Annotated in this window: 16 protein-coding genes and 1 pseudogene; 7 read left to right on the plus strand and 10 right to left on the minus strand. The window is 60.1% G+C overall.

What is annotated here, in order from left to right; genetic code table 11:
• Window positions 1–86 precede the first annotated feature (86 nt).
• Window positions 87–1,328: an oxalate decarboxylase family bicupin gene (locus KIP88_RS19965; RefSeq protein ID WP_214489660.1), complete on the plus strand. Its 1,242-nt coding sequence runs from the start codon at window positions 87–89 to the stop codon at window positions 1,326–1,328.
• A gap of 92 nt (window positions 1,329–1,420) precedes the next feature.
• Window positions 1,421–1,837, plus strand: a complete 417-nt coding sequence (locus KIP88_RS19970; protein WP_214489661.1) for a thioesterase family protein — start codon at window positions 1,421–1,423, stop codon at window positions 1,835–1,837.
• 78 nt (window positions 1,838–1,915) lie between these two features.
• Here the strand turns inward: KIP88_RS19970 and KIP88_RS19975 are convergent, their stop codons facing one another.
• The 7 genes from KIP88_RS19975 to KIP88_RS20005 form a co-directional block, all read right to left on the minus strand.
• On the minus strand, window positions 1,916–3,169 hold the full coding sequence (locus KIP88_RS19975) for an arsenic transporter (protein WP_214489662.1): 1,254 nt from the start codon (window positions 3,167–3,169) through the stop codon (window positions 1,916–1,918).
• Window positions 3,169–4,986, minus strand: coding sequence for a thiol reductant ABC exporter subunit CydC (gene cydC / locus KIP88_RS19980; protein ID WP_214489663.1), 1,818 nt, complete (start codon window positions 4,984–4,986; stop codon window positions 3,169–3,171). Before cydC ends, KIP88_RS19975 begins: the two co-directional genes overlap by 1 nt.
• Window positions 4,983–6,680 (minus strand): thiol reductant ABC exporter subunit CydD, encoded by a 1,698-nt coding sequence (gene cydD / locus KIP88_RS19985; protein WP_214489664.1) that lies wholly within the window; start codon window positions 6,678–6,680, stop codon window positions 4,983–4,985. Before cydD ends, cydC begins: the two co-directional genes overlap by 4 nt.
• A gap of 165 nt (window positions 6,681–6,845) precedes the next feature.
• The gene (gene cydB, locus KIP88_RS19990) at window positions 6,846–7,829 is read right to left on the minus strand and encodes a cytochrome d ubiquinol oxidase subunit II (protein ID WP_214489665.1); all 984 of its coding nucleotides are present in this window, start codon (window positions 7,827–7,829) and stop codon (window positions 6,846–6,848) included.
• A 2-nt stretch (window positions 7,830–7,831) separates the two neighbouring features.
• The gene (locus KIP88_RS19995; protein ID WP_214489666.1) at window positions 7,832–9,235 is read right to left on the minus strand and encodes a cytochrome ubiquinol oxidase subunit I; all 1,404 of its coding nucleotides are present in this window, start codon (window positions 9,233–9,235) and stop codon (window positions 7,832–7,834) included.
• A 63-nt stretch (window positions 9,236–9,298) separates the two neighbouring features.
• Window positions 9,299–10,327 (minus strand): aldo/keto reductase, encoded by a 1,029-nt coding sequence (locus KIP88_RS20000; protein WP_308163598.1) that lies wholly within the window; start codon window positions 10,325–10,327, stop codon window positions 9,299–9,301.
• A 52-nt stretch (window positions 10,328–10,379) separates the two neighbouring features.
• Window positions 10,380–11,405 (minus strand): NAD(P)-dependent oxidoreductase, encoded by a 1,026-nt coding sequence (locus KIP88_RS20005; RefSeq protein ID WP_283848520.1) that lies wholly within the window; start codon window positions 11,403–11,405, stop codon window positions 10,380–10,382.
• Window positions 11,406–11,822: 417 nt separating this feature from the next.
• Between KIP88_RS20005 and KIP88_RS20010 the strand changes: the two genes are divergently transcribed.
• On the plus strand, window positions 11,823–12,740 hold the full coding sequence (locus KIP88_RS20010; RefSeq protein WP_214489669.1) for a helix-turn-helix domain-containing protein: 918 nt from the start codon (window positions 11,823–11,825) through the stop codon (window positions 12,738–12,740).
• Window positions 12,741–12,958: 218 nt separating this feature from the next.
• Here KIP88_RS20010 and KIP88_RS20015 read toward each other — a convergent pair whose 3' ends face one another.
• A complete protein-coding gene (locus tag KIP88_RS20015) occupies window positions 12,959–14,461 on the minus strand; it encodes a porin (protein WP_214489670.1) in 1,503 nt (500 codons plus the stop codon).
• A 345-nt stretch (window positions 14,462–14,806) separates the two neighbouring features.
• On the opposite strand from KIP88_RS20015, the pseudogene KIP88_RS20020 reads away from it, so the two are divergent.
• Window positions 14,807–15,075, plus strand: a pseudogene (locus tag KIP88_RS20020) (transposase); the annotation flags it as partial.
• Between the two features lie 41 nt (window positions 15,076–15,116).
• Here KIP88_RS20020 and KIP88_RS20025 read toward each other — a convergent pair.
• On the minus strand, window positions 15,117–15,377 hold the full coding sequence (locus KIP88_RS20025; protein ID WP_214489671.1) for a hypothetical protein: 261 nt from the start codon (window positions 15,375–15,377) through the stop codon (window positions 15,117–15,119).
• Window positions 15,378–15,574: 197 nt separating this feature from the next.
• On the opposite strand from KIP88_RS20025, the gene KIP88_RS20030 reads away from it, so the two are divergent.
• The 3 genes from KIP88_RS20030 (at window position 15,575) to KIP88_RS48210 (ending at window position 18,142) form a co-directional block, all read left to right on the plus strand.
• A complete protein-coding gene (locus KIP88_RS20030; RefSeq protein ID WP_214489672.1) occupies window positions 15,575–16,372 on the plus strand; it encodes a transcriptional initiation protein Tat in 798 nt (265 codons plus the stop codon).
• Window positions 16,373–16,386: 14 nt separating this feature from the next.
• The gene (locus tag KIP88_RS20035; protein ID WP_214489673.1) at window positions 16,387–17,532 is read left to right on the plus strand and encodes a TQO small subunit DoxD; all 1,146 of its coding nucleotides are present in this window, start codon (window positions 16,387–16,389) and stop codon (window positions 17,530–17,532) included.
• A gap of 88 nt (window positions 17,533–17,620) precedes the next feature.
• Window positions 17,621–18,142 carry a carboxymuconolactone decarboxylase family protein gene (locus KIP88_RS48210; RefSeq protein WP_308163599.1) on the plus strand — a complete coding sequence of 174 codons (522 nt, stop codon included), beginning with the start codon at window positions 17,621–17,623 and terminating at the stop codon, window positions 18,140–18,142.
• Here the strand turns inward: KIP88_RS48210 and KIP88_RS20045 are convergent.
• Complete coding sequence (locus tag KIP88_RS20045) at window positions 18,075–19,445, minus strand: HAMP domain-containing sensor histidine kinase (protein WP_214489674.1); 1,371 nt, start codon at window positions 19,443–19,445, stop codon at window positions 18,075–18,077. The genes KIP88_RS48210 and KIP88_RS20045 overlap by 68 nt on opposite strands.
• Between the last annotated feature and the right edge of the window lie 194 nt (window positions 19,446–19,639).

Consider the following 19,639-nt stretch of genomic DNA (forward strand, 5'->3'; position numbering starts at 1 on the left):
ATTCTGAATGTTAATTTAGTGGCTCGGGATAAATTGTGGGCCTATCTCTAATGGACCCGCAGTCGATTTTTTGAGGAGCGACGACGATGTTTTCGAGACGGAATGTACTGGCAGTCACTGCTGCAGGTGCAGTGGCATCCGCGGCGCACGCCGCTTCCTTCGGTAATCCGGACCAGCCGGCGCAAGGCGCTGTCAACGCCAAAGCTCCGGGAAATCTCAGAGATCCTGGCCCGCAAAGCGAAGCCATCGGCAACCAGTTTCCTTCGGCGCAAACTCCGCCCGCCACCGACGTCGGCGGCATGCCGATGGACTGGGCGTCCTTCAACAACGCGCCAAAGCGCATCCAGAACGGCGGCTGGGCGCGGCAGGTGACGCAGGCTGATTTCGCGATCTCAAACACGATCACGGGCGTCAATATGCGTTTGACCGCCGGCGGCATCAGGGAATTGCACTGGCACCAGGCCGCCGAGTGGGCGATCATGACCTACGGCAGCTGCCGCGTGACCGTTCTCGACGCCGTAGGCCGGCCATACGTGGCGGACGTCAACGAGGGCGACCTCTGGTATTTTCCGGCCGGCCAGCCGCATTCGCTGCAGGGTCTCGGCCCGGACGGCTGCGAGTTCGTGATCTGCTTTGATGACGGCAACGCCAGCGAGTTCAATACGCTGCTGGTGACCGACTGGTTCGCCCATACCCCTCCCCAGGTGCTTGCCAAGAATTTTGGCGTTCCAGCCCAGACGTTTGCTAAAATTCCGCTGCAGAATCTCTGGATCTTCCAGGGCACGTTGCCCGGCGATTTGGCATCCGACCGCGCCGCGGTCAGCAGGACCGCGAGCGCTCCACCCCATCCATTCATCTTTAGGCTGGGATCATCGGCTCCGGCGAAAGAATCCAGGGGTGGCGAGGTTCGGGTTGCCGACAGCAGCAACTTCAATATCGCCACGACGGTTGCTGCGGCGCTGGTAACGGTTCGTCCCGGTGGGCTCCGCGAGATGCACTGGCATCCGAACGCCGACGAATGGCAGTACTATATCAAGGGCAAAGGACGCATGACGGTGTTCAACACCGGCCCGAATGCAATGACGATGGACTTCAACGCCGGCGACATCGGCTACGTCAAGCGCAACCTCGGACATTATGTTGAGAATGTCGGTGACACGGACCTGCAGTTTATCGGAGTCTTCAAGGCTCCCCGCTACGAAGAGGTTTCTCTGTCCAACTGGCTGACGCATACGCCGCCAGCGTTGGTAACCCAGCATCTGAACGTGGACGAGGCGGCCATCGCGAAATGGCCGGACAACGGGCCGGGCGTAATGCCCAAATCCTAGATCGCGGTCGAAGTCGGGCCTCTCATGCAACGGAGCTATTGGCGGCGCCAGAGACCGCCGCCAGTTCGCCACAAGACCAGAACGAGGAAGATATGGATGCGCTCGACAACGTCATGATCGGCATGACGGCCGAGAAGACTGTCACCGTGACATCAGATATGACAGTCGGCCATTTCGTGGCGCAGATGCCGCAGGTCTACGCCACGCCAATGATGATCCTGCATATGGAAATGGCGTCGGGATCCGCTATCGCTTCGCATCTGCCGGAAGGCTTCGTCAGCGTTGGGATGGACGTGAAAGTCCGTCACCTCGCAGCAACGCCGGTCGGCCGCACGGTCCGCGCCCTTTCTCGCGTCGTCAAGATTGATCCCAGGAGCGTGGTATTCCAGGTCGAGGCCTGGGACGGCGACCGCAAGATCGGCGACGGCACCCATCGCCGCGGCATCGTCAATGTGACGGAGTTCGAGCAACGGTACGGAGTAAGGCAGTTCGCCGCGAGCCTGGATTGAAGCGATCCGAAATCGCCCGTTGTGCCGTCCTTGGCAGCCCTTAATGTAGTCTTTCTCGGTCCACGGACGATTCTCTGTTCATGGCGGAAGCGCCGACAATACTAGCAGCGACAGCACCAGCGCAGGCGGCATGACGATGAAGCCAAGCTTGAGATAGCGAAGAGGCGTAACGTTCTCGCCCTCTCGGCGCAGTGCGATCAGCCACAGGATGGTGGCGAGCGATCCCGTCACCGAAAGATTGGGCCCGAGATCGACGCCAATCAGGATAGCGCCGGCCACCTGCGGCGGCACCTGCGCAGCGTGACTTGTGGCCGCCGCGATCAGACCCACCGGCAGATTGTTGACGAGGTTGGAGGCAACTGCGACGACGATGCCTGCGACCCACGACGTCGCTTGCGGCGACGCCGCGACAGCGTCGTGCAGGTTGCGCGCCAGCGCCCACAACACGCCGGTTTCATTCAATCCCGCGACAATAACGAATAGACCCGCGACGAGCGGCAGCACGCCCCACGAAACGCCCTTGAGAATCGGCAGCGGCGATTGCCGCGCAATGACCAGCACAAGGGCGGTCAAGGATGCCCCGGCGCAAAAAGTGGGAAACCCGAGCGGCCGATCGAACGCCGATGCCGACAGCAGCACGACGACGGTCAGCACGATTCCGATCGCCGCAAGCTTGCCACCCAGCGTCAGCGGTGGCGCGTCCTTGATAGCGGCGACCTTTGCATCGAGCGCCGGCCCTTGCGTCAGCCGCAATACGACGTATGTCGTGAGGATCGCAGCCAATGACGGCCCGGCAAAATAACGTAGCCATTCCGAAAGAGCCGGCATTTGCCCGCCGAACACGACGAGGTTGGCGGGATTGGCGATCGGCAGGACAAAACTCGCGGCGTTGGCGACGAAAGCGCAAATGAAGAGATAGGGGAGTGGCTCGACCTGCGCGGCCCGAGTCGTTGCGTAGACCGCCGGCGTCATCACCACAGTGGTGGCGTCGTTCGACAAAAACACCGTCATGAGGGTTCCGACGACGTAGATGATCAGGAATAGGCGTTTGGCCGAGCCACGCGCATGCCTCACCGCCTGGGTCGCGAGCCAGTCGAACAGCCCCTCCTTCCTGGCGACTTCGGATAGCAGCATCATTCCGATTAGAAAGAGGTAGACGTCAGTGCCCTTGCCGACGGCTGCGACCGCCTCCTGCCAGGACAGTAGGTTGAACAGCACCAGCATCGCGGCACCCACCGTCGCCCAAACGAACTCCGGCGAATTCCATGGCCGGGCGATCACGCCAAACGTTGCCACAGCCGCAATTGCCCAGATGGCCGAATTGAACGCCATCAGCCAGCACCTACGAGCCCGGTAGCAGGGATTCTCCCGCCGTGCTCAGCAAGCCTACCTCCTCGACCAGGGTCCAGACCTCGACAACTGCGCGGATTAAGCTGATCGAGGATCGCATCGAAAGCGGTTTCGCCCCTGCGCGCCATTTGGGTCAGTTTGCCCTTTTCTATCCATAGCAACGTGTCGGCGTTGTCGGCTTCATCCCGATGATGTGTGGCCAGCAGGACGGCTCGCCCACGCGTTTCGAACCGAATATTCTCGATCACGAGGGCGGCGGTTGCGGCATCAAGCCCTTCCGTCGCTTCGTCGAAGACGTAGACATCCGGCGATGCGACAAGCAAACGAGCAATCCCCAATCGTCGCCGCTCCCCGCCCGAGAGACCTGTTCCACCATCTCCAAGCTGATGGTGTAATCCCTTCGGCAGATTTGCGATTGCCTGATCAAGACCGACCGCCGCCACAGCGATCTGCAGCTCGTCATCGCTTGCGTCGAGCCGGCCCATCAGCAGATTGTCGCCGATCGAACCGCGGAACAATTCGGTTCGCTGCAGAAGATAGCCGATACGACCACCAGACGCCGCCCGCCCTGGCCGGCTAAGACCTTCGCCACCAAGCGCTACGGCCCCACAATCCGGCGTGAGCAGGCCGGCGGCGAGGGACAGAATGGTCGACTTGCCGCCGCCGCTAGGCCCCACGAGTGCGACCGTCTCCCCCGGTGCCACGCGCAGCGAAATGCCTTTTGCGACGGGTTCGTTTTCACCTGGAAACGTGAAGCTGACATCGACAAGTTTGAGGTCGCCGAGAGAATTCGCGAGCTCATGTTCGACCGGCTTTTCCGTCGTCGCATTTTGATCGCCTAGTAATAGTCGTACCCGGCGCGCAGCAAGGGTCCAACGCCCCAAATCCAACGCTGCCAAACGGAGCGGAGCCACCACTTCGCCGAGTGAGAAGGAGAAAACGACAATGGCGGCAAACATCAGCGGCGTTACATTGTGTGAGCCGACTAGAGCAGCCCCACTGAGCAGCGCGCCGAGGATGGCGCCCTGACTTCCCCACGATCCTGCCAACCGCAGGCCGGCATCGAGCCGAATGAGACGCAGTTCTGATTCGGCTGCGAGTTTGCATGCTGCAACAACGCTTTCTGCGTGAGTGGCGAACACCCCCGCAATGCAGAGCTCGGTGCGTCCGCGGTCCAGATCGGCGAGACGTGTCCGGGCGGCGTCAAGTGCCAGCATTCGCAGTCGCGCGACCCGGGTCACGAACAATCCGATCAAACAGGGCGCCAGAACGCCGCCGAGCAACACAGGCGTAATCGTTGCCACCGCCAGAAGGGGGCTGATGCCCCGCAGGATGATTGCAAAGCCCGTGAGGATGACCGCCGCGGCGAACAGCGGAGTTGCGAAACGGATGCTCAGACCATCCAGTGCGTCGAGGTCACTCGAGAGTCGCGCGAGAAGCACGCCAGCCCGCGCTCTGGCCAACTCGCCACGTCCATCTGCGATGGACCGGAAAACGTTCACGCGTAATCCCGCAATGAAGCGGAAGGTAGCGTCGTGGGTTGCAAGCCGTTCGGCGTAACGGGCAACCGTGCGAACAATGGCAAACAAGCGTATCGTGGCGCTGGGGATGACCATGTCAAACGCTACCAAACCTATTCCGGCGATTGCCGAGCCCGCGATCAGATAGCCGGAAAGGGCGAGCAGCCCTGCCCCAGCTGCAAGTGTCAGTGCGGCCAGTGCCACGCCACTTGCGAAGCGCCATGGCGCAGAGCGAATCGCCGACCAAAGCACCTCGAGCAATGCGGTCGTCCCGGTCACGACGCGATTTCCTCGACGCTGCCGAAGCACAGGGTAACGATCCGATCCATCCGGCGAGCCAGGTTTTCGTCGTGTGTCGCAACAATCATTGTCTTCCCCCGCGCCGCGTCCAGAAGTGCCGAGCGAACTTCCTCGGCCGTCGCGCCGTCGAGATCCGCTGTCGGCTCGTCCGCAAGAATCACCGGTGCATCGGCTAGCACCGCGCGCGCGATCGCGAGACGGCGAAGCTCCCCACCCGAGAGACCAGCCCCATTCTCGCCGATCGGCGTCAGCATCTGGCGCTGCATCCGCCCGATCCGCTCCGTCAGGCGCGCTGTCTCGAGCGCAGCAGCGGCCCGCCCGCGGTTGATCGACTGGTTCCCCAGTTGAAGATTTCGCTCGAGCGAGGCTTGCTTCACATACGGCTCTTGTCCGATCCAGGCCATTCGACGACGTAAAGTTTCCGCCGTATCGCTCGTAAGGAGCATGCCGTCGATCGCAACCCGGCCCTGAACTCCTTCGATGAGACCTGCGATCGCGTGAAGCAAGGCGCTCTTCCCGGCGCCGCTCGCTCCCATGATCGCTACGTGCTCGCCGGCGGCGACCGCAAGGTTCGCACGCTTCAGCAACGGACGCTCGCAGCCGGCAAGCCGGACGGTCAGCCGTCTGACGTCCACGGAGGACGCTAGAGGACGATCGAGATGGTGATGGGCCGTGGTATCAAGGTGACCGACGAAGCTCGGCCGCTGGACGTTAAAGATATCATCTGTGCGTTCTGCGAGTCCCGCCACGGCGGCGCGGTCGTGATAGCCGGCCGCGAACTCCTTTAACGGCTGAAAGAAATCCGGCGCAAGCAATAGCATGAACAGACCTCCGGATAGTCCGAAATTCGTCAGTGTGGCGCCAAAGGTAATCCATCCCAACAGATAGAAGCCGACATAGAGTGCGACCATCGCGACGCCGATGGTCGCAAAGAATTCGAGCACGGCAGAAGACAGAAAGGCGATGGACAGCACATCCATAGCAGAGCGTCTCACGCGCTCACCGGAAGCCTCGATTGCCGCGGCGACATGCTCTTCAGCGCCCAATAGACGGATGGTCGCTAGACCGCGCAGGCGATCGAGCAGTAGCCCGGTCAGGTTGCCCGCTTGGTCGAATTGCCGGCGGCTGCGCTCCCGCGCCGTCGCCCCGATCAACGCCATGAAAACCGGGATCACCGGTCCAACGATCGCCAGCATCAAAGCGACGGCCCAGCTGACCGGCAGAATCGCTACGAGAATTGCGACCGGGACCACTGCCACCCTGAACCGGGCGATCTGATACCTGACGAGAAAAGGGTCGATTGTCTCTACCTGATCAACAACAAGCGCCGCGATTTCGCCGGCCGGCGGCCGGGTGGCATCGAACGGGGACCACGGTAGAACGGCGTGAATGAGCTTGCGCCGCAGATCCAATTTTGTCGCCGTTGAAGCGCGAGCGCTTATCGAAAACGCTCCAGTATCGGCGACCGATCGCGCCGCCAGCAGTACCGCGAACATCGATGCGAGCACGATCGGCGACAGTCCGGTCATCTCGGCATCGGTGCCGATGCAAACAGCCGCAACGGTGTCGGCGAGAATCAGGGCCTGGGGAATCCAGATCAGGTTTGTTGAAAGCGAGAGCGCCACCGCAATGGGTGGGATCCTACAGGAGAGTATCCCAAAGCGATCCGTCATTAGAACTCCGCTTTCGGAAGCCGAATAAGGTCGATTGCGATGAATGGTGGCGACGCAGCTAATAGGACGGTCACTGTGGTACAGTGACCGCGAAACGCAGGTTCGCCCATTAAATTGAGATTCAGGAATCTAAATTCGATTTTAACCGGGCCGCCCGCGGAGTCCTCAGTGCATCGGCGTCGCGCGTACCTTCCCCCTGAATACCCGGTAGCTGATGACCGTGTAGATCAGCATCAGCGGGTAAACGAAGAGCCCCTCACCCCAGAACATGAATGCCAGACTCGAATGAGGCGCCGCGGCCTCTTCGACTGTGATGACGTAGGGGATCATGTATGGCCAGAACGAGATGGCCAATGTTCCGAAAGCCGACAGAAAGATCAGCGCGACCATGTAAAACGGCAATCCGTCCCGATGGCGTTCAACGCTTATCGCAAGCACAATTGCCGCCAGAGCAGCAATTGCAGGAAAGAAGAGGAGATAGGGACGTTCAATCCACCGATGCATGATCTGGAGATTTTCAGCCAACGCAAAGGAGAAGACGGCAATGAGGAAGACCAGCAGTCCGATCGACAAATAAGGGACCTGGCGATAGGCCGCCGCCTTGACGACCCCATCGCATTTTCTGATCAGCCAGCAGGCGCCAAGAAGCGTATAGCCGAAACACAGCCCTACACCGCAAAGCACGGCGAACGGGCTGAACCAGCCAAAATCGCCGCCGGTGTATTGACCGCTTGTAATCGGCAAACCCTCTACCAGCGCGCCAACGGTCATGCCCTGGACGAAGGTCGCCACCAGCGAGCCGCCGAAAAAGCTGAAGTCCCAGATCCAGCGCATCCGCTCCGCCTTGTAGCGAAACTCGAACGCCACACCGCGAAGGATGAGAGCTGACAGCATGACGACGAGCGGAAGGTAGAACGCGGACATCAGCATCGCATATACGGCCGGAAATGCCCCCCAGAGGATAACCGCGGTGACGACCAGCCATGTCTCGTTACCGTCCCATATCGGCGCGACAGCCCCCCACATGGCGTGCCGCCTCGCTTCATTCCGTGTCAGCCCAAACAGAATCCCGATGCCGAGATCGAAGCCGTCCAGCAGGACATACAGCAGAATGCTGATGGCAAGCAGCGATACCCAATAGGTTACCATGGCTATTCTCCAGCTTCCGCCAGCAGGCGTGCATCCTCGCCGGCAAGCGAAAGCGGCCGGTTGGGCACCGCCGCAGATGCCGGCGTCACCATTGGCCGCACCAAGCCAGTCCGCATCAGCCGATAGATGTAGAAGATGCCGAACGAAAAAATGAACGTGTAGACAATTGCAAAGATCACTAGCGAGATCACCGCCGCTTCGGCCGTCAGGAGCGGGGTCATCGCGTCAGCGGTTCGAAGCAACCCGTAGACCGCCCAAGGCTGCCGACCAACCTCGGCGGTGAACCAGCCGGTCCACGTCGCGATAAAGGGCAACGGGAAGCTCAGAAATGTCGCCCACAGGAACAGGCGGTATCGGCCGATCCGTCGCGTGAGACTGAGGTACGAGCCGATGAAGGCGAGCGCCAGCATGATCAACCCGCATCCGACCATGATACGAAAGGTGAAAAACGGGATAAGTACCGGAGGCCAGTCCTGCCGCGGAAAACTGGTCAACCCGACCTCCTTGGAATCAAAGCTCATGCTTCCGATCAGGCTTCCAAGAACGGGTATCGAGATCGCGTATTTGTTGCTCGCCGACGCTTCATCTGGAATGGCAACCAAGACTTCGCTGGCGGGCTGTTCGTCATGCCAGCGGCCCTCGATGGCCGCAAATTTTTCGGGCTGGCGGTCATGAACATAGTCGCCGGCCAGGTGTCCGATAAAGAGCTGGATCGGCATCAGCAGAGCCGCCAGACAAAGCCCCATACGGAGCATGATCTTGGCTTCGGCCATGAACCTCCCGCGCAGCAGATACCACGCGCCAGTCGCGGCGACGCAGAACGCTCCGGTCAAGTATGCCGCAAGCAACATGTGCGGGAACCGCACCCACACCACCGGGCTGAAGTTGATCGCAGTCCAGTCGTTCGGAACGAATATTCCCTTTTCCACGACGTAGCCGACGGGTGCCTGCATCCAGCTGTTGTTGACCATGATCCAGAAGGCGGAGAACGTCGTTCCCAGGGCAACCATAGCGGTTGAAAAGAGATAGAACCACGGGGGGACGCGAGGTCGGCCAAAAATGAGAACCCCGAAAAACGTCGCCTCCAGCATAAAAGCCGTGAATGTCTCGTACGAAAGCAGCGGTCCCTGAATGGGCCCCGACATCCTGGACAGCACGCTCCAGTTCATGCCGAGCTGAAAAGCCATCACGATGCCGGACACGACCCCCATCCCGAACGCTACGCCGAATATCTTGAGCCAGAAGTCGAACAGCACGCGATAGGCCGAGCGACCGGTGCGCAAATGCAGCGCCTCAAGGACGGTGAGCCAGGCTGCCAGCCCGATGCTGAAGGCCGGAAATATGATGTGGAATGAAATGGTGAATGCGAATTGAATTCGCGACAAGAATAGAGCCGCGGAGTCCATTGAAACCTCCTAAGGTCCGGTGTCGCGGGGTTCACTGCCCGACCGGACACCTCTCGTTGCACGTCACGCTGCGACGCTGCGTGACGGCGGGGCCATGAATTCCGGGCCAACCGGATCGGTGATGGTTTCGCGCAGGATCCGATCGATCTCGGCCTTGGCGGAGGCATCGAGCGACCAGCCCACCACCTCGTCGACCGGCTGCAACTGATCGGGATGACGGGCACCCCACAATGCCGTGGTGATGCCCTGATCGAGCATCCACCGAACCGCCAGATGAATAACCCGCTTGCCGAAGCGTTGCTGAGCGAGCCGATCGAGCCTGTGCACGGCGGTCTGATATTGCGCGAAGCGAGGCTCGAGGAACTTCGGGTCGGTGCGCCTCAAATCGTCGCCACCGAAAACCGTATTGGCCTGCATCCGTCCGGACAGGAGGCCGCGGCACAGCGCCCCATACCCCAGCATCGCAATGTTGTTCTTTCGGCAGTAGGGTAGAAGGTCGGTCTCGATGCCGCGTTCGAACAAGTTGTACGGTGGTTGCAGCACATGCAGGGGCGCGACGCGGCGAAATCTCTCCATCTGGTCGACCGAAAAGTTGCTCACGCCAATGGCGCGGATTTTGCCTTGCGCAAGCAGCATGTGCATTGCGTCTGCGGTTTCTTCGATCGTAATCAATGGATCAGGCCAATGGACTTGATAGATATCGATGTAATCGGTTCGAAGCCTGCGCAAGGAATCTTCGACCTCACGCATGATGCGGGCGCGGCTGGCATTGCGCGATACCCTTCCGCCCTCCCACTGAAGTCCAGCCTTGGTGGCAATCAGCGCGTGCGAGCGTAACCCGCTTTCGGCGATCGCCCTGCCAACAATCTCTTCAGAGCGGCCGAACCCGTAGACCGGGGCGGTGTCGACAAGGTTGATGCCATGCTCGAAAGCGGCCTGGATAGTAGTGACAGATTCAGCTTCGTCGGTTCCGCCCCACATCCACCCGCCGATGGCCCAGGTGCCAATGGCGACGGGCGACACCTTGAGCGACGTGCCGGGAATCTCGGTAAGCGGCAGTTTCATTGCGAGAGCTTCTGATTGATGAGTCATAATCCTGTTCTTTCTTCCGTGGATGCGCCTTCAGGCTGTGGATGGCGGAACCTCAATCGGCAGCGACCGGTGGCGCGGCGTAGAGGCCGGCTTCCTCCTCGGCGATGCGCCCCAGGGCGGTCCAGTCGAGTTCGCCGTAACCCCGCGCGATTCCCGTGATTAACCGGTCTCGAACCACGCCCACCGATGGCATCGGAGCGCCCGCGTTCTCTGCTTCTGCAAGGGCAAGCCGCACATCCTTGAGCACGAGGGGCAAGACAAATCCCGCGGCGTAGCTCTGTCGAGCAATCTTGTCGCCGTAAATTTTGTGCGCACGCCCGCCGAACATTGTGCTCGTCATGATGTCGATGAACGGCTGGGGATCCAGCCCGTGCTTCCGGACCACGGCAACGACTTCTCCGAGCGTTTCTAGTGCCGTCGCACTCATCATATTGCCGAGCAGTTTGACGAGGTTTGCGTGTCCCGGTTCGGCACCGATCACAAAGGTCCTTTGTCCTAGACTGTCGAGGATCGGCTGGCAGCGCTCGACATCGGCCGCGACGCCGGCGGCAACGATGAAGAGCTGGCGCGCCTTGGCGGCATCCGGATTCCCGAAGACCGGCGCAGCGACATAACCTTGTCCGTTCCGCGCATGCTCGCGCGCCAGCAGCGATGCAGCCGCCGTGCTGATCGTACTCATCGACAGATGGATTGCGCCGGGCATCAGACCCGCCGCCAGACCGTCAAGGCCAATCTCTCGTCGACCGAACACGATTTCGCGCACGGCATCGTCGTCTGGCAACATGCTGATGACGACGTCGCAGTGGAGCAGGTCGCCAATGTCCGTGGTGGGCCTCAGGCCGAGCGCCTCAAGCTCGCTGACCCGATCCGGGCGGCGGACATAGGCGATCACCTGTCGTCCCTTGGCCGCGAGGTTTGCGGCCATCGCCCCTCCCATGCGGCCGAGGCCGACAAACCCGATTTCCCCCAGCGCCGGCGGGCGAGCGGAGGTCAATTTCGACCCGCCTGAACGCTCGCGGCGCGGAACTACGGACGCACCTCCGGAGGCAAGAGGGGAGCGGGGTTCGTGCTTGGACATGGCAACTCCTGGCCGAGCGCGGCTGCACCGACTGATGCGCACGTTGCGACGGACACATCCGGGGATCTGGGGATCAACGGGTTCTGTGCTTGTCTCAGCTTGCCGCGCGTTACGTTTTATTGCCGCGATTTTCCGAACACCGTCGCCTAGCTAGGCACTCGCATGACGCACGCTCGCCTAGGCTCGCGCATGCCGCCTCGAATAAATTCGAATTTAGTGTCTGAACGGCAATTTAATGGCGCCGAAAACCCATCCGCTTTAGTTTTGCCTCTGACTACAGTTCCCACAAAGGCCGACAGCGTCTCTTTGGCCGCGAGCAGTAATGATGGCTTGATGAAAAATGATCCCAGCATCGCTCTCTCTCGACAGAAGAATGCTGGTCGAGACGAAGAGCCAGTGCGCCTGTCTGGAGGCAGTATGAGTGACCTCGGCATCAGCATTGCGGGTTATTCTCGTCCCTCCCCTCCATCAATCGTTGAAATTTCGCCGCCCGATATCGCTCGCCGGCAACTAGCGAACTGGGGCGCAATACAAGCGGACACGGTAGAGGTCACCCGGCGCGAAACGTTCGAATACGGCTTCCAAGCGCGAAGGCATCTGCTGGTCGCTTACGAGCGTGCAGAACGACATGAAGGCGAGACGCTTATCGAGGGTTTGCCAAAATCGACTTTGCGCGAGTTCAATTGCAAGCTCAGCTTCGTGCCTGCCGGGCATCGCTTCTACGGATGGCAGACGCCGCGAGTTCTCACGCGCGTCACATATTTCTATATTGATGTGCGGGATTCGTTGTTTGATCCGGAAACTGGCATCACTTGTCCCACGATCAGTCCGCGACTGTTCTTCTTCGATCAAGCCGTCTGGAATACGGCGCTCAAACTGAAGGCCGAGGTCGGGAACTGCGATCCGGGAAGCCGCCAGTATGCAGAGGCCTTGAGTCTGGTATTGATGCACGAACTCATTCGATTGGAACCAACCACGTCCGTTGTGGCGAGGCCGATTCGTGGCGGCTTGCCAGGGTGGCAGCAGAAGCGCGTGGTGGAATTCATCGAGGAGCATCTCGCGGAGGACGTTTCGTTGGTCACTCTCGCGGAACTTGTCGATCTGAGCGTCTTTCACTTTGCGCGCGCCTTCAAACAATCCTTCGGCGTGCCGCCGCATCGCTACCATATGGACCGCCGGATGGATCGCGCCAGGAGCCTGCTGCAGGGGCAGGCGCTCTCTGTGACACAGATCGGCATCCAGCTTGGCTTTCGCGAAACGAGTTCGTTCACGAGAGCATTTCGTAAAATCACCGGGCTTACGCCGACCGAATATCGGGGCCACCGAGAGGATTAGGCTCAACCAAACCACATCTATGCCGGCAAGGAAGGCTGCTGCTTTACCTCCCTCCCCGCTATCGTTCTGGATCGACCGCTGCGGCTCATGGATCAAGATGGGCAACTGCGGCCCGGACCGGCACAAAGCTTCCCTGGTCCCGTCATGCTTGGCTCGCAGGGTAATCTGGGTCAGCGCCGCGGTCCGAAGCACACCCACAGATCGGTCGTAGCCAGCTTTCAGAAGCGGAAGCGCAATCCGACCGTGGGAGCGATGTTGTTGCGCTGGAGAAAGCCGAAGGCCAATCCGCCATTCACTTGCGTGAACATGATCCCGGAATAGAGATCCCACTTTGGTGCAAACCGCCAATCGACAGCGGCAGAGATCCCGTCGAATGTCCCGGCGCATTGCGGGTGCTCGGTGCCGAAGCAGGGGGCGGGCCCCCCGGCGGCGGTGCCGAAGAAGGAATTCTGGATATAATGGTAATAGGCGCCGATCACATCCAGGTTTTCAGTAACAGCGTACTTGGCCCCTGCCCACATGACTTGGAAAGTCTTGTTGCCAAGACCGTTCACGCCGAAGGCGGTATTGTTGATATTCGTGTTGTTGAGCGCATCGCAGCCCAGACAAAGAAAGGTTCCCGCGATATTGGTGAAAGCGGTCTGCGGATTGCTGGGCGCCATGTATCGAATATGCTCGTAACCGGCGTACAACTTCAGCGGTCCGTTCGTGTATTTGGCCACGAGCATCACGGCTTCATTGTCGGAGATCGTCGCTGTGAGCGTCTGTGGCAAGAACGGCGGTATCGGCACCCCATTGGCGTTATTGCTTCCCGGCGCAAGTGCGAGCGACACGGAATCTCTGACATGGCTGTAAATTGCGTCGACCGAGAGCACACCTTTGCCCCACGTTGAGATATCGCCGCCGGCTTGGAACTGGTATGCACCATTGGAGGCATTGTTCTGGGCGTAGCCGCCGAACTGCCACAGCGCCGCCGCCCGGAACTGGCCGACGTTGATCCGATATTTCAGTGACGTCGAGTTTCTACAGTTTTCGGTATTGCCGCCGCCACAAGTTATTCCCTGAAAGCCGATGGGTGAGAAGCCGTAAGAGGCGCCGAACGGATCGTAGTCGAAGACAGCGTCCAGGGTCAGCGAGTTCTGTCGGAAAACGGTCAGGGTGCCATAGGTCGGAGAACTGACGCCGACATAACCTTGGCCGTTGAACCACTGGCCCGCTCGGCTTGAATCCGAGTAGGCGGTTGCAAAGTTTTGGGGGATGCCGGCGTTCGCGGCAATCGATCCCGGTCCATTGGAGAATCGCAAGGAATATGGGTCGAAGCCGGCATCCAGAGCAAAGACAACAGAGACGTTCCCGCCGATCGGCTCAGTTCCTTTGATTCCAATGAATGAATTGGTCAACGCGTTGGGTGCAGGGCCCCAAAGCGCCGAGTTGTTCTGTTTCTGGATTAAGTATGAGGCTCCGACAGCGGATCGTGGGTCCCACGGCGCGCCGTGGCTCTGCCAGCCGAACCCCGCGTCAATCGTGCCGTAGACCGTGATGCCCCGCCAAGTCAGCTGGCAGTCCGTGGCAATAAAGTCCCAACCGTCGGTGCACAGCTTGGGCGCGGCCGTTGCCGCGGAAGCCCCGGTCGGAACGACGTCGGCGGCCCACGCCTCAACTCCGTAGGAGGCGCCAGCGGCTGCGATGATCACTGCAGCAAAAATGCCGAGCTTTGACATGCGAGCCTCCCTGGCTCAACAAGTACGATTGTAGGATGGTAAAGTTGGTCGGCAAGACAAAGTCGGCGCCATATGCAGCGACGCCAGAAAATTCCGATCCGAGTGGCAGCCGCGCCACAGTCATCTTAAAAGGCAACAGGTTCGGCGCCGACGATTGCTGTGGGGCGACCGCCGATGAGAGTCCGCTTGGGTCCATTCGCGACCGATCGAGCCTGTAGCAAGTCCGGCCAGGTCCGCTATGCCGCCGAAAGCGGAAGTAAATTCAGAGCATTAGCGGCAACGCCATAGGCCATTGCGGGTTGACGGCGCTGTCCGAGACGTGAGGCTCCGAAACCGGAGCCTCAAATCATGCGCTACGAACTCAGCGATTATGAATGGAACCGCCATCAAGCCGATGCTGCCGAACAAGTCGCGCGGCGTTCGGCGTGCAAGTGTCCGTCGCGTGCTCAATGGCATCTTTTGGGTCCTGCGTTCAGATGCGCCATGGCGCGATCTGCCAGAGACATATGGTCCCGCACCACTTGTCACAATCGCTTCGTTCGTTGGGCGGGCTGGCGTCTGGGACCAGATCGTGGAAGCACCTGGCCGCCGGCCATAACGCGACGGTGCAGATGAGTAAGCCATTCTCGCCCACATGGCGCACTGAGCCATGTCGTCAATCGTTGTACTTCGGTCCGCCATGATAACGGTACGCCTCGGGCTCGGTCGGCTGCGTCGCGTGGCGTAACACCATAGTCTTCCCGTTCCGCCTGGAACCACCATCGGTGTACGGATTACCCGGTCCCAGATTTTGACAATTGGCGTTGGGGTAGAACTGCGCGCAATAGCCGGGGTCTTCGATAACAGCCTGCGCCAGTACCGGAGTTGCGAAAGCTGCCGCGGCAACAGCGGCGGCGCCGATCAATGCTAATTTCATCTTGGTCTCCCTTGGAGAGTGCGTTGGGGTGTAAGGCTACATCGGAGCGCGATTGCCGTTACGCCAGTAAATTTCATTTGAGAAAGACGCACGTCGGTGCGGACGTTCCCGCGTTGATCTCATTCAAATTATTTAATGGCCCCGAGGTAGCCCGACGTCTATCTGCCTGCAGAGAAACAAGCAGGAGTTAGACGTCCGTGAAGGTCACCACCGGAAGAAGAGGCATACTGAAAACATTCGCTTTGAGCCTGGCTACAGGCGCGGTCGGCATTGCATCGGCTGCGGCCAAGCCTGCAACGGCGGCCATCGAATCCGCATTGACGCCGCCCGGTGCAACACATCTTGACGCGTTAAAGAAGCGTCTCGCGCAGGCACCTCGCCGCCGCGACTTCAAGACGGTGCCGATGATCCTGAACAGCTCAGAACAATGGGATCACGAAGCATTGATGGAAGTGCTGTCCTACGGTCCTGCGCCAAGGCAGGCATGGGATAACACCGACATCGCGGGCCCCTGGCTGAACCTGATGCGCAACGCGCTCAATTCGCAGATATGGTCGTTCAAGCATCCTGACTTCCTCACCGTCTCGGTTACGCATGGTACGGCGAATCTTGCGCTCTATGATCAGGCCACGTGGGACAAGTATCAGCTCGCACAACTGGCTGGCGAGGAATTCCAGACCAATACATCCATCGTCGAACGGAAAGCGGCGGCTGCCAATCCGGCGATCTATGAGGATCCGGCGGGCCCGTTCTCCGGCGACGATAATTCGATCCCGGCCCTGATGCGGCGCGGCGTTGTCTTCTTGTCCTGCCACAATGCAATTTGGGAACAGGCTGCGGCCCTTATCAAAGTCGATATCAATCCCGACAAGCTCTCTCATGCCGCGCTCGCGGCGGAATTGACCAACCATCTGGTGGATGACGTGGTTTTGATCCCCGGTGCCGCCGGCACCCTGCCCGAGTTGCAGCAGGTCGGCTTTCACTACGCAAAATAGCACCGGGTTAGGTCATGACATCTTTTCTTCGCCGTATTGGTTTCGCATCGGCTGCCCTCGCCCAGGTCAAAGACGGTACGGCTGCCGCCTCCCATCCAGCCGCTGCCCTACGCGGCAGGACAGACGCGCTGCGCAGCGCTGCGCTCGCTCTGCTTTCGATCCGCTTCGTTCAAGGATTCATCTATTGGGGCGGCGGCTCGCGCCGCTTCATCTACGCGCCCGCCAAACTCGATCCGAACACCGCGAGCTGGATGGCCAACAAACTCCAATCGGCGATGCCGGGCGCCTTGCTCGGAACGGATCAGCTCATCGCCTATCTGCTACATCATTTCTATTTTCTCTATAGTTCGCTCATTCTGTTCAGCGCAGCCGAGCTCATCACTGGACTGCTCCTGATCACCGGCCTGCTCACCCGGGCAGCGGCTTTGGTCTCAATCGGCCTCTCCGTGATGCTGATGCTGATGTTCGGATGGCAGGGTGCAACCTGCATAGACGAATGGACAATGGCGGCCTGCAATTCGGCGATCGGCGCCACGTTGATGCTTGGCGGCAGCGGCGCCTTCTCGCTCGACAACGCGCTGCTGGCACGCAGGCCTGCGCTCGCCGGCCGGCCGTGGTTTCGGTGGATGTCTGGAGCCTTGCCGCTTCCGATGCGGAGTGAGTCGTTCCAGAGAATCGCGGTCGCGGCGCTTGCTGCGACTGTCATTTTCAGTGTTGCCACCTACGATTACCTTCGCGGCTCGGTGGTCACTCCGTTTCATGGTGGACCGGTTAGTCCGAGCAAGCATCACCTTAGTCTAACGGACGGTGTCCTGCTCCCGAACGGTGCCGTGCGCTTCCACGCCTATCTCGATGGCGGCACGCCGGCAGCGCCTTCCAATGTGATGACTGCAGTCCTGACGTCCATTGATGGCTCTGCGCTCGAGCAATGGGATGGAACCACGTTGAGCCACCTGCCGGCTTCGGCAATCGCCAACGAGTTCGCCTACAATCGCTTTGCATCGGGTCCGTTCGGGCTTCGCGCGCAGATGGGTGCCATGGCGACGATCACGCTACCCGCCGCGAACGTTTCGGACACTGGCAACCTCTCTCGCGCCGCGACGTTGCAGTTGCGCACCGTCAACGGCAACGTATTCAACGTCAGGATCAGAACGGAATAGAGCGAAAGAAAGTGAGGCATGTTGCGTTCACTTTTGGAACAGCCACTCGTCCAAATCGAATCAGGAACAGTCACATGGCCATGCTTGAATGGAACACTCATCGTCAGCAGCTCAATGTCTGGATTGGCGAATTACCAAGCTTAACCCCGACACGGTCAAGGGCTATCAAGCCCTGACCGCCGCTGGTCACAACACAAATCTGCTCGGGCCGAAGACCCGTGAACTGATCTCGCTCGCGGTCGCCGTCACCGTCCGGTGCGACGGCTGTATCGCCGTGCACGCCGAAGCGGCGGCGCGTCACGGCGCTTCGCGGGTAGCGATCGCTGAGGTGCTCGGTGTTGCGACCACCGTCAATGCCGGTGCAGCCCTTGTCTATTCCAGCTGGACGCCCATGAGCAGGTCGCCGCTGCGCCATGATCCTCCGCGGCCATTGGCTCGTCCCCATTCTGGGAGGGTCGTGAAGCTTCGCGCGCATGCTGAAGTTTGCATCGACCGCACAGGCGCCGGAACTTGGGCACGTCTGTCGAACCAGCTCCCGTTGTTCAGGAAAGGGTCGACGCATACGGACATGCAATTTCGACCACGCACCCAGACCCTGGAAGGATCGTGAATCGGAAGCCGTGCAACTTTACAATGGCGGCCACCAGGTTAAGGCCGAGACCCAGGCCTGGCGTGTGTTTTACTCTATCCGACCGGTAGAAACGCCTTAGGACCGCGTCACGCTCCCGTTCGCTGATGCCGAGACCGGTATCCCTCACGCGCATGATATTCTCGCCTTTGCTGCGAAATAATTCGATCTCAACCTGCCCACCGGCGGGCGTAAACTTTATGGCGTTGTCGACGAGATTGGCCACCGCCTCGATAAGCAAGTCCCGGTCACCATGAGCGCTTAATTCATCAGCTGACTGGATCAGAAGGGCGACACCTTTGTCTTCCGCTATCGGCTCGTACATGTCGACCACTTCGCGTGTGATTTCCGCCAACGCGACCGTGCCGAAGCCGGCCGACCGCTGACTTCTCTCGATTTCCGCAAGCCGCAGAATGGCGGTAATGATTGAATGCGACTGATCTAATGACCCTAGCGTTTTGTCTGCGGCCGTCTGCAGTTGCTCCAATGTGGTGGCGTTGGCGCGACCGCGCTCGAGCGTCAATTGTGCACGCGTAAGTGGCGTGCGAAGGTCATGCGCGATGTCATTGCCGAGGCCCGCAAGGGCGTGGATGAGAGTTTCCATCTCGTCGAGCATACCATTTACTATCATGGCAAATTTGGAGAACGGATCGTCGGTGTTCCGATGCGGGAGTCGTTCACGCAAATTGCCGGCGACAATGCGCTGTACCCGCTCGTTGACTTCAACGATTCGCCTGCGGGCGCGAGCGTTCATCGCTACGCCGACCGCAAAGCAGAGAAGTACCGTCGAAAGCAGACCAAGCGCGAGCGCCCCTCCGACGACGTGCGCGATCTCCGCGACATCGTCGACGTTTCGTCCGATCACAAGCGTGTCGCCGTTTGGCAACCTTCGTGCGATCAGGCGGACAGCTTGTCCCTTCTGCCCGCTTTCGTCGGCTCGGTCGATCACAGCTTCCTGTACCGCGTTGTCGGCCATAAGATTTGGCGGCAGGTGTTCCAGATTGCCCGCGATCCTCCGGTCATCTGGCCCAAACAACCCCCCGAGCCTAAGGCGGCCCGGATCCTGCTTGAGATAGTCATCGATCGCGTCGAGCCTGCGCTCCGGCGACAAGCGCGCGAAGAAGTCGATTTGCGAGGCGATCACACGATCGGATCGCATCGTCAGGTCATCCCGTGTTTTCCAGTAGACGAAGCCGAGCAGCGCAACGAGAAAGGCCGCAAACGTCATGGCCACCACTGCCGTCCACCACAGCGTTGTCGAGCGCATGAACTCGGGAAGTTGCATAGAAAGTTTACCCCGTGAGCTCCAGTTTTCTGCCGACCCTGGGACGTGCTTGGAAGGCCTGGAATAAGGGAGCAATGACTTCGTCAACACCGCTTCGCCCTGCCGCTTTCGCCTACCCTGCGGCAGCCTGGTCCAGCTGCAAATGCAAGCCTAGTCCGTTCAAGTGGGGCGGTTCGATCCTACGGTGGTTGTTT

The organism is Bradyrhizobium sp. SRL28, assembly GCF_018596315.1.
GTDB lineage: Bacteria > Pseudomonadota > Alphaproteobacteria > Rhizobiales > Xanthobacteraceae > Bradyrhizobium.

What these genes read in the sequence shown, in the direction of transcription:
- KIP88_RS19965 (WP_214489660.1), top strand. Translation starts at nt 87, where the DNA reads ATGTTTTCGAGACGGAATGTACTGGCAGTCACTGCTGCAGGTGCAGTG.
- KIP88_RS19970 (WP_214489661.1), top strand. Translation starts at nt 1,421, where the DNA reads ATGGATGCGCTCGACAACGTCATGATCGGCATGACGGCCGAGAAGACT.
- KIP88_RS19975 (WP_214489662.1), bottom strand. Translation starts at nt 3,169, where the DNA reads ATGGCGTTCAATTCGGCCATCTGGGCAATTGCGGCTGTGGCAACGTTT.
- cydD (WP_214489664.1), bottom strand. Translation starts at nt 6,680, where the DNA reads ATGACGGATCGCTTTGGGATACTCTCCTGTAGGATCCCACCCATTGCG.
- cydB (WP_214489665.1), bottom strand. Translation starts at nt 7,829, where the DNA reads ATGGTAACCTATTGGGTATCGCTGCTTGCCATCAGCATTCTGCTGTAT.
- KIP88_RS19995 (WP_214489666.1), bottom strand. Translation starts at nt 9,235, where the DNA reads ATGGACTCCGCGGCTCTATTCTTGTCGCGAATTCAATTCGCATTCACC.
- KIP88_RS20000 (WP_308163598.1), bottom strand. Translation starts at nt 10,327, where the DNA reads ATGACTCATCAATCAGAAGCTCTCGCAATGAAACTGCCGCTTACCGAG.
- KIP88_RS20005 (WP_283848520.1), bottom strand. Translation starts at nt 11,405, where the DNA reads ATGTCCAAGCACGAACCCCGCTCCCCTCTTGCCTCCGGAGGTGCGTCC.
- KIP88_RS20010 (WP_214489669.1), top strand. Translation starts at nt 11,823, where the DNA reads ATGAGTGACCTCGGCATCAGCATTGCGGGTTATTCTCGTCCCTCCCCT.
- KIP88_RS20015 (WP_214489670.1), bottom strand. Translation starts at nt 14,461, where the DNA reads ATGTCAAAGCTCGGCATTTTTGCTGCAGTGATCATCGCAGCCGCTGGC.
- KIP88_RS20025 (WP_214489671.1), bottom strand. Translation starts at nt 15,377, where the DNA reads ATGAAATTAGCATTGATCGGCGCCGCCGCTGTTGCCGCGGCAGCTTTC.
- KIP88_RS20035 (WP_214489673.1), top strand. Translation starts at nt 16,387, where the DNA reads ATGACATCTTTTCTTCGCCGTATTGGTTTCGCATCGGCTGCCCTCGCC.
- KIP88_RS48210 (WP_308163599.1), top strand. Translation starts at nt 17,621, where the DNA reads ATGGAACACTCATCGTCAGCAGCTCAATGTCTGGATTGGCGAATTACC.
- KIP88_RS20045 (WP_214489674.1), bottom strand. Translation starts at nt 19,445, where the DNA reads ATGCAACTTCCCGAGTTCATGCGCTCGACAACGCTGTGGTGGACGGCA.